The organism is Capnocytophaga sp. CM59 (assembly GCF_000293175.1).
In the GTDB taxonomy this organism is placed as follows: Bacteria; Bacteroidota; Bacteroidia; order Flavobacteriales; family Flavobacteriaceae; genus Capnocytophaga; species Capnocytophaga granulosa.
Window position 1 is genome coordinate 99,745 of record NZ_ALNN01000018.1, and the last position, 10,042, is coordinate 109,786.

Sequence of the window (10,042 nt, forward strand, 5' to 3'; positions counted from 1 at the left end):
AAAACCTATAAAAATGTTTTTCTTTGATAAAAAATCAACCGCTCTTATTTAAGAAAAAAACCGCTCCCCTATAGGGAACGGTTTTTTGAAGAATGATGAATGATATAAGAAATGTATAACGTTTAATATCCTTCGTTTTGAGACACTCCGCCACTGTTAGGACTATCTACTTCAGACTTAGGTATAGGGAATGCCAGTAGCTTATCTCCTATATTTCGGCTTCGGACAACATTGCCTGCACTGTTAAGCTGCGGAATAGCTGCTCCCCAGCGGAGCAAATCCCAATAGCGTTGTCCTTCACCTACGAGCTCTCTTACACGCTCTTTCTTAAGATCGTCTAAGGTTACAGCACTAACATCCGAAAGGCCTCTTTCGTGGCGGAGCGTGTTGTAATACCTCTTGGTCTTATGACCTGTACCTGCTGGGTCATCGGTATTGAGATGGGCTTCTATGGCATTGAGTAAGACCTCTTCGTAACGAATGACCTTGATATTATTACTTCCTTGTGTACCATAGAACTTATTATTAAGAAAATACTTAGTTTGTCCTCCTAATCTACCTGAGGTAATCAGATTCTTTCTCACATCTCCTGCTTCATAAAGATTTACTGCCTGCTCAGATACTGCCAATTGTGCATAACCTGGGGAGTAGTGTACTAAAAAGTCATAAGAATCAGAGCTCAAAGAGCTGGTAGTACCTACGGTAAGTTCAAAGACGCTATTTTCCGCATCGGGTTTGGAGAAAGTTCCTTGCAAATCATCTTTGGCCGCTACGGCATACTTTCCTGAAGAGATAATCTCTTCGGAGAGTTCAGCTACTTTGGCATAATCGCCTTTGTAGAGGTAGTAACGAGAAGCGATGGCCTTGAGCGCCAAGGGAGAAATATAGTTTTTCTCGGATGAACTGGTCTGCTCTACCACATCTCCTATGGCCTCAAATAAGGCATTGGCTCGATTAAGGTCGCTTTCTATCTGTGCCTCTGTCTGTGCTACAGTGGCACGAGTAGAGCTGGCATTAGGATCGTACTGCAATGGTATAGGCACCCCTAGAGTACCCCCAGCATATTGCTGACCATAGAGGCGAAGCAAGTCAAAAAGCGCTAAGGCACGTATGGTATAGGCTTGCCCTTTGAGTCGCTTAATCTCATTGGCTGTTTCTACGGGGTCGTTGCTGCCTCCCCAAGTGAGGTTATCAGCTGCATTGATAGCAATATTGGCATTTCCAATTACCCTATAGATAGCCTTCCAAGTACTTTCTGCCTCTTGTTCGGTCGTCTTCATCGTATAAGTAGAGACCCCTAAGAGACGACCCGTCTTCTCGGTGTTGTACATCTCATCGGAGCGTACTTCCCCATAGGCGCGATAGTAGGTGCCTAAGTAATTGACATCACGCATTTTCACATAAGTCCCGTTGACAAAAGAGGTAAGCTGCTCTACGGAGCTGAGCGGTGCCATTTGTTCCCCTTGGTGAAATTGGGTTTCTGTAAAGTCCTTACTGCAGGAGGTCAGTGCAAAGCCTGTAGTAAGAGAAAGGAGGGTATATATAATTTTTCTCATTGTAAATCAGTATTATAGGTTAACATTTACTCCAAAACTTACGGTTCTAAGGGAAGGAAGTCCAAATGCTGTTTGTCCTCCTACTGAATAGTCAGGGTCTCCCTTGAAGTTCTTATCAAAGTTATGTGTCCAAAGGTTGTCGCCTAAGGCATAGAACTCTAAGCCCTTGAAATATGTCTTCTCTAACCATTCAGTTTTGAGTTTGTAAGAGAGCTTTACAGTCTGTAAGCGCAAGTAGTCGCCTTTGTATAAGAAGCGTGAGGAAACAGCTGTAGAACCTGTATTTTCACCCCATATAGGTTTTGGATGGTCGGAGTTGCGGTTCTCAGGTGTCCAATAGTTGTTATACTGAGACTTGTAACCTGGGTAGATATGGGTAATTCTACCATCGCTACGTCCGAATTGGCCTAAAGCATCATAGATTTTGTTCCCAAAACCATAAGAGAATTGTGCCAAGAGTGTCCAGTTCTCATAAGAGAGCTTGGTATCAAATCCACCATATAGGGTAGGAATGGCGCTACCTTGTATAGCTTCGTGAGCCTCATTATAGTTTTCTGTGGTCGCTCCTCCTTCTCCATTGATATACCAGCGAGGATTTCCGTTTTCAGGATTGGCACCTGCCCATTTCTTAAGGTAGAAAGAGTTCACTGCTTCTCCCTTACGGATAATACGACGACCTGTGATGATATCATTCTCATCATACATCTTGGTAACCTCATTCTTTAGTGTACTGATATTTCCACCAAGGCTCCAGTTAAGTCCGTTTTCGCTTTCAAGTATTTTGGCATTGAGCGTAAATTCAAGTCCTTTGTTGACCATTTCCCCTATATTGATGAATCTTACTGCATCCTCTGTCTTTTCATCATAAGCCCCTTGAGCAATAGAAAGTGGAGAGGCAAAGATCATATCCTTGGTTTGCTTATTAAAGTAAGCCACAGACAAGGTAATTCTGTCCTTGAACAACCCTAAGTCAAAACCAATATTGAGAGGAGAGAGTGTTTCCCAACGCAAGTCCTTATTATTTACCCCTACAGGATAAGCCCCTGGGGCATTGTTATAGTTGTAACTATATCGGTATAGCGCATAAGGAGAAACATCCACCAAGTTACCTACTTGTCCATAGGAGGCTGAGAGTTTCAATTGGGATATCTTCTTCCATTGTTTGAGTGCTTCCAAACGGGCAAAATCCACCCCTACCCCTACAGAACCAAAGTAACCTGTCTGGTTATCTGTCCAGAAGTTGGACACACGGTCTTGACGGCCAGAGAGGTCAAGTAGGAAGAACTTATCATAGTCATAGTGAGCAGTGAGTGCATAACCGCCACGAGAATCCACATTGTCAGTACCTGTAGTAGCTACAGGAGAGATAAAGTTGTACAAAGATTTGAGCTTATCGGAACCTACCTGTTGTGCTTTAGCTCCTAAGACTTGCTTATCGGTACGGTAAGCCTCTTGGATCAGATTCACAGAGAAATTGTTCTTATCCTTGATCTTAAAATCATAGGAGAGAATGTTCTGTACGTTGAAGCTAAAGATACGAGTGGTATACCAAGTACTTTCTCCTCTGGTTTCTTTCCCATCACCATGTAAGGGAGAGAGGTAACTCTTTTGGGTAAGGTCTATATACTCAGGGGCGAAAACAAACTTATAAGTAAGGTTGTCCCAAATCTTGTAATCGGCTTGGAAGTTACCAAAGCCTCTGACTGTTTCAGCCTTATACTGGTTGATGCCTTGTAGGGCAGCCACATTGTGGAGTCCATTCCTCAATTCCCCATTAACCCCATAGTTGTAAGTACCATCGGGATTATAAGCTCTATCAATAGGCTGCAAGAGGTATTGCCCTAAGATAGGGTTTCCATAGTTAGCCCCATCAAGCTGGGTTACGGTTTGCCCATAAGAGAGCTGAATATCGGTAGCCAACGTAAGGCGATCACTTGCTTTATAATTGATTCGGTTAGAGTTAGTTACACGGTGAAATCCTGTTGATTTCACGATACCATCTTGGTTATAATATCCTACAGAGGAGTAGTAGCTTAACTTTTCATTTCCTCCCGATACAGAAGCATTGATTTTCTGCATAAGAGCAGCAGCATTCTCGGTGATTTTTCGCCAGTCAGTATTGATATGTCTGTTATTGTAAAGCTCTTGCAAGGACTCCCCTATATCTCCTGTCAGAGTACCTGCATTAAGAGCAGCCAAGAGCGCTGTTTTGTCATTGTTGGGAAAAGCAGCCGCTCCTTCTTCAGAGTTAAGATAGGAATCATATAGGATACTAAGCCACTGGGTTGTGGTAAGGAGTTCTTCTCCTGCTGAAGCACGAGAGACCAGACCTACTTCACTGCTTAGATTGTACTTAGCATCACCTTTTTTACCTGATTTGGTAGTGATAATAATCACCCCTGTACCAGCATCTGCCCCATATACGGCTGTAGAAACGGCATCCTTGAGGACAGTTACACTCTCTATATCATCGTCGTTGAGGTTGGCTAGCACGTTGGTAGAGAAAGTATCTCCTTGGGAGTGATTTCCTTGGTTCACACGTACCCCGTCAATGATATAGATAGGGTTGTTACGCCCATTGACAGAGGCCTGTCCACGAATACGTAGGTTGGCATTACCCCCAGGTTGTCCAGAGGTAACCCCTCCTTGCACCCCTGCTACCTTACCCGAAAGGGCTTTATCTACAGAGGCAGCCGCACTGTTGGAGACATTATCCACTTTTCCTATGGAACCTGTGGCCTCCTTCACCGCTTGTTTCTGACCGAAACCGACGAAGACAAACTCGTCAATCTCTTCTACGTCCAAGAGTAAGGCCACATCCAATTTTCGGGTCTTACCCGTTACCTTATGGTCTTGGGTCTTGTACCCGATGGAAGAGAACTCCAAAACTTCCCCCTCTTTTACCTTGAGGGAGTAAGTACCGTTCTCATCGGTAGAGACCCCTTTGGTAGAACCCTTAACGATAACAGAGGCACCGAATAGGGGTTCTTGATTTTCGTCCTTCACCACCCCAGAGACAGTACGCTCCTGAGCGAGGGACAACTGACATACTCCTAAGAATAAGAGCAGCAGATAAGCAACTTTTTTAATTCTCATATATCAACTATTTTAAAGACGCTGCAAAATTACAAAAAATATTCTAAACAGAATTATCTTTTGCATTTATTTAAAAAAATAGATTTTTAATCTATTAATAATTACAAGATAAAAAATAAAATACCACTCTTATTTACTTAACACTTAACTGACTGATTGTTAATCTCTTACACAATAGAAAGTAGCTATTTTTAAATATGAAAACAATAATTTCTACAGGGTTACTTATCCATAGAAAAAATATCTGATATTTAATACATATTCAAAAAAAGGAGAAAACTGTTCCATTGTATGGAACAGTTTTCCGAACTAAAGTATAAAGGGATTGCTTTTTCGTTTAGTATCCATCATTCTGAGGGACATTGCTGTACTCACTATTGCGCTCTGCTTGAGGAATAGGGAAAGCAAAAGCCTTATTAGGTACCGTCCTATTCTTAGCAGGATCCACCGCTCCTGTGATTTCATATTGAGGTACAGCATCTCCCCAGCGGAGTAAGTCCCAATAGCGGAAGCCCTCACCTAAGAGTTCTCTTAGTCTTTCTTTCTTGAGTTCCTCAAGGGTAAGAGAGGTTGCTGGTGCTGCTGTAAATCCTCTTTGTGCTCTGAGCCGATTATAGTAGGTAAGTGCTGTAGTTTGGTCTCCTTTGTTAAGGTAAGCCTCGGCAGCGTTGAGCAAAACCTCTTCATAGCGTACGAGTTTTAGATTAGATTGGGATTGTAGGTCGGAGAACTTCCCATTCAAGAAATAACCAACTCTACTATTCCCTGCAAAGAGATTTCTTCTGGCATCTGCATTATCAAAGAGGCTTAGTGCATAATCGGTAGGTAAGAGCGTTCCATAGCCTCCACTATTGAATAAGTATCCATATCCTGAAGCACCAAGAGAGCCACTCACTCCTACAGCCAATTCAAAGATACTATTGCTGGTATTGGGTTTTACAAAGGAAGCTGATAGGTCTGCTGCAGGTACTACTTCATATTTGCGTGAGTCTATAATTTCCTTGGAAAGGGTAGCTACCTTATCCCAATCGCCTTTGTAGAGGTAAAAACGTGACTGGTAGGCCTTTACCGCCATAGGAGACAGTTTGGTCTTATCAGTGGTATTTACCAAGCCTGCAAGCGTTTTTCGCTGTGCTGTAGCAGCTTCTTGGAATAATTGTATAGCCATGTTAAAGTCTGCCTCTATTTGTGCTTCTGTCTGCTCTATAGTAGGACGAGTGGTGTTAGCCAAAGCGTTGTACTGCAAGGGCAGTGGTACGCCAAGGGTACCTCCTGTATACTTCTGTCCATAGAGGCGAAGTAGGTCAAAGAACGCCATACCACGAATCGCATAAGCTTGTGCTTTTATAGCCTTAACTTCACTGGGATTAGCTGCCCCTCCTCCTGCTTTTTGAGAGGAAAGGTTATCAGGTGCATTGATCACATTGTTGATATTGGCAATCACTCCATAGATTGTTGTCCAAGTATCTCGTGCATTTCCGTTATTAGCATCCATTGTATAAAGGCTCTCTGCTCTAAAGCGGCCTACACCTGTATCATTATATATCTCATCAGAACGTACTTCGCCATAGGCCAAGTAATAAGCCCCTAAATACTCCTTTACTCTCATCTGGGCATAGGTACCATTGACAAAGGAAGAGGCTTCCTCTACAGTTTTAAGGGGTTCTGCTTGTTTGGATTGGAAAAATTGGGTCTCTGTAAAGTCCTTACGGCATGAGGTAAGCAGCAAACCGCCTGTAAGAAAAAGAGAGGTATATATAATTTTTTTCATTTCTCTAGTATTTTATAGATTAACATTTACACCAAAGCTATAGGTTCTCAAGGTTGGAAGGGTAAAAGAGGTTTCTCCACCGATATTCAAATCTGGGTCTCCCTTATAGTTCTTGTCAAAATTATGTGTCCATACATTGTTACCCAACACATAGAATTCCAATCCCTTAAGATAAGTACCATCCAAGAACTCTGGTTTCACTCTATAAGAGAATCTAACAGTCTGCAATCTTACGAAATCCCCCTTGTATTGGTAACGGGTAGAGAAGCTAGTAGCATTTCTATTCCCTTTACCCAATATAGGTTTAGGGTCTCTTGCATTTTTGTTCTCAGGTGTCCAATAGTTACCCACTTGAGAGCCATTTCCTGGATAAGAACTCAATAAACCACCATCGCTATTGACATAGGAAGCAAAAGTATCTACGATTTTATTTCCTCCTGAATAGGTAAGATCAGCCGAAAGGGTAAAGTTCTTGTAAGAGAGCTTGGTATCCACCCCACCATAGTAGGTAGGCATAGCACTTCCTTGCAGGCCATATCCGGCCTTATTGTAATCATTGGTAGTTTCTCCGCCTTCTCCATTGACATACCATAGTGGGTCTCCATTTTGAGGATCTACCCCTGCCCATTTCTTCATATAGAAAGTTCTAGCGGCTTCTCCTTCACGCATGATACGGCTGCCTGAGATCACATCCTTACCACCGTAGAGCTTGGTTACTTCGTTCTTTAGAGAAGTGAAGTTGGCTCCTAAGTTCCATCTGAAACCATCGCCTTCGTTATCTACAATTTTGGTATTGAAGGTTAGTTCTACCCCTTTGTTAACCATCTCTCCTATGTTCTTATACACACTGGTATTTCCTTGTGCTCTAGAGAGTGGCACGGCAAAGATCATATCGGAAGTTTTCTTGTGGAAGTAAGCCACTGAGAAGGTGATACGATCCTTTAAGAAGCCCATATCCAAGCCTAAGTTAAAAGGAGAAAGGGTTTCCCAACGAAGATCCTTGTTATCTACTCCACTGATGTAGCCTCCTACTTGGTCATTGTAGTTTGAAAGATAAGCGTGGACTGCATAAGGGGATACGTCCACCATATTACCTACAGAACCATAGGAGGTAGAGAGTTTCAATTGAGATACTTTTTTCCACTTTTTAACCGCTTCCAAGCGAGCAAAGTCAAGCCCTACCCCTACAGAGCCAAAGTAGCCTGTCTTGTTGTCATCCCAAAAGTTAGAGATACGGTCTTGGCGCCCAGAGATATCAAAGAGGAAAAACTTATCATAGTCATAGTGGGCAGTTACTGCATATCCACCACGAGAGCTTACCACTCTAGACCCTGAAGTACTTACAGGCTTAATAAAGTTAGACAAGGTAGTCAGTCCACTAGGGCCTACATTATGTGACTCAGCAGCAACTCTTCTATAATCTGACTTATAGGCTTCTTGGATTAGGTTTACATAGAAATTGTTCTTTTCCTTATACTTAAAGTCATAGGAGAGTATGTTCTGTACGTTAAAGTTAAAATAACGAGTAGCATACCATTCGCTAATTCCCCCATTACTATATCCATCTCCATGAAGTGGGTTATAGTATTTATCTTCCATGATATTGATAAACTCAGGAGCAAAGACAAATTTGTAAGTAAGGTTCTTTAGGATCTTATAATCTGCTTGAAAATTTCCAAATGCTCTAGCTGTCTGGGTTTCTATATAGTTCATCTGTTGGTTTGCCACACTATTCTGAAGCCCATTAGACATTTTTCTATTACTTCCTCCCAAATAAAGTGTCCCGTCAGGGTTGTAAGCACGGTCGGTAGGTTGTAGCAGATACTGTCCTAAGATAGAGTTACCAAATTTTCCCCCATCAGGCTGGGAAAGAGTTTGCCCATAGGAAAGCTGGAGATCAGTAGCCAAGGTAAGGCGATCATTGGCACGATAGGTGATCTTGTTACTATTGGTTACACGTTGGAACCCTGTTTGTTTTACGATCCCATCTTGTTTGTAATAGCCCAAAGATGAATAATAGTCGAACCTATCATTCCCGCCTGATACGGTACCATTTACTTTCTGAAGAAGCGCAAAGCTATTTTCTGTTTCCTTACGCCAGTCGGTACTTATATCTCTCTTATTGTACAATCCCTGAACAGTTTTACCCAATTTTGCAGTTGCCAATTGTCCAGCAGCAAGTTTAGCCAAGAGAGCTTCCTTATTATTATTAGGGAAGAGTGCAGCTCCTTCTTCTGAATTGAGATAGGCATCATAAATCATGTTAAGCCATTCGGCTGTAGTGAGGTTTTTCTCTCCTGTAAGAGCACGAGAGACCATACCCACTTCGCTATTGAAACTGTACTTGGCTTCTCCTTTTTTACCAGACTTGGTAGTGATGATAATCACCCCTGCTCCTGCATCGGCACCATAGGCGGCAGTAGAAACGGCATCCTTAAGAACAGTTACACTTTCTATATCCTCATCGTTGAGGTTGGCCAAGATGTTGGAAGAAGTAGCCGCAGAGGATAGTTGTCCTTGGCTGACACGTACCCCGTCTATGATATAGATAGGATTGGTACGTCCATTGATAGAGGCCAAACCACGGATACGAATATTGGCGGCACCTCCAGGTTGTCCTGTGGTCACCCCTCCTTGTACCCCTGCGATTTTCCCAGAAAGGGCTTTATCCACAGAACCTGCCGCACTGTTGGAGACATTATCCACTTTTCCTATGGAACCTGTGGCCTCCTTTACGGCTTGTTTCTGTCCGAAACCAACGAATACGAACTCGTCAATTTCTTCTACATCCAAGAGCAAGGCCACATCTATCTTGCGGGTTTTACCCGTTACTTTGTGGTCTTGCGTTTTGTACCCGACAGCCGTGAACTCCAACACATCCCCATCTTTTACTTTGAGGGAGTAGGCTCCGTTCTCATCGGTAGAAACCCCTTTGGTAGTACCTTTGACAATGACAGAGGCACCTAACATAGGTTCTAAGTTCTCGTCCTTCACCACTCCTGAGACTGTCTTCTCCTGAGCGAAGGACACTTGCAAAGCCCCTAAAAATAGGAGCAAAAGATACATCACTTTAGTTCTCATATATCAACTATTTTAACAAAGGCAAAATTACAAAAAACAAAGAGAAAAAAAGAACTTTTTAAATTATATTTAACTACACAACCACAAATATACACTTTCATCAGTTTTTAAAGTTATTTTCTACTAACTTTACTTTTTTACTATATTATCCTGTTTTTATACGGTTTCATAAATGCAAAAAAGTGATAAATACGAAAAAACAACTAACTTTCTTGAAAAATATCAAATATTTTTAGGGAATTAAACAACGATTACTCATCAGTAATTAGTTATTCAAATCAATAGTTAAAATATTATTTAAGTTTCGCAAGTTGTTTTTAGGTTGCTATTGAAATTGCAAGTAACTGATAAACAATTATTTGTAAAAACCTCCCCCCAACCCCCCTCCAAAGGGGGAGCTTTAAGGGCGTTGAGATGGTCTAATTTGTTTATTAAATTAGAAAATTTCCCTTCTATAACTTATTGAACCTCTACCACTTACTAACTCCCCCCTTGAGGGGGGGCAGGGGGGATGTTTTGAGAATCAGTTGATTACAGA

General features: G+C 42.0%; 4 protein-coding genes. All 4 read right to left on the reverse strand.

The window, feature by feature from the left end:
* Positions 1–122 precede the first annotated feature (122 nt).
* Positions 123–1,556: a RagB/SusD family nutrient uptake outer membrane protein gene (locus HMPREF1154_RS06205; RefSeq protein ID WP_009641650.1), complete on the reverse strand. Its 1,434-nt coding sequence runs from the start codon at positions 1,554–1,556 to the stop codon at positions 123–125.
* A 12-nt stretch (positions 1,557–1,568) separates the two neighbouring features.
* Positions 1,569–4,652, reverse strand: a complete 3,084-nt coding sequence (locus HMPREF1154_RS06210) for a SusC/RagA family TonB-linked outer membrane protein (protein ID WP_009641715.1) — start codon at positions 4,650–4,652, stop codon at positions 1,569–1,571.
* Positions 4,653–4,989: 337 nt separating this feature from the next.
* Positions 4,990–6,423 carry a RagB/SusD family nutrient uptake outer membrane protein gene (locus HMPREF1154_RS06215; RefSeq protein ID WP_009641722.1) on the reverse strand — a complete coding sequence of 478 codons (1,434 nt, stop codon included), beginning with the start codon at positions 6,421–6,423 and terminating at the stop codon, positions 4,990–4,992.
* 12 nt (positions 6,424–6,435) lie between these two features.
* Entirely contained in the window at positions 6,436–9,504 is a 3,069-nt protein-coding gene (locus HMPREF1154_RS06220; RefSeq protein ID WP_034567008.1) for a SusC/RagA family TonB-linked outer membrane protein, read from the reverse strand.
* Positions 9,505–10,042 lie beyond the last annotated feature (538 nt).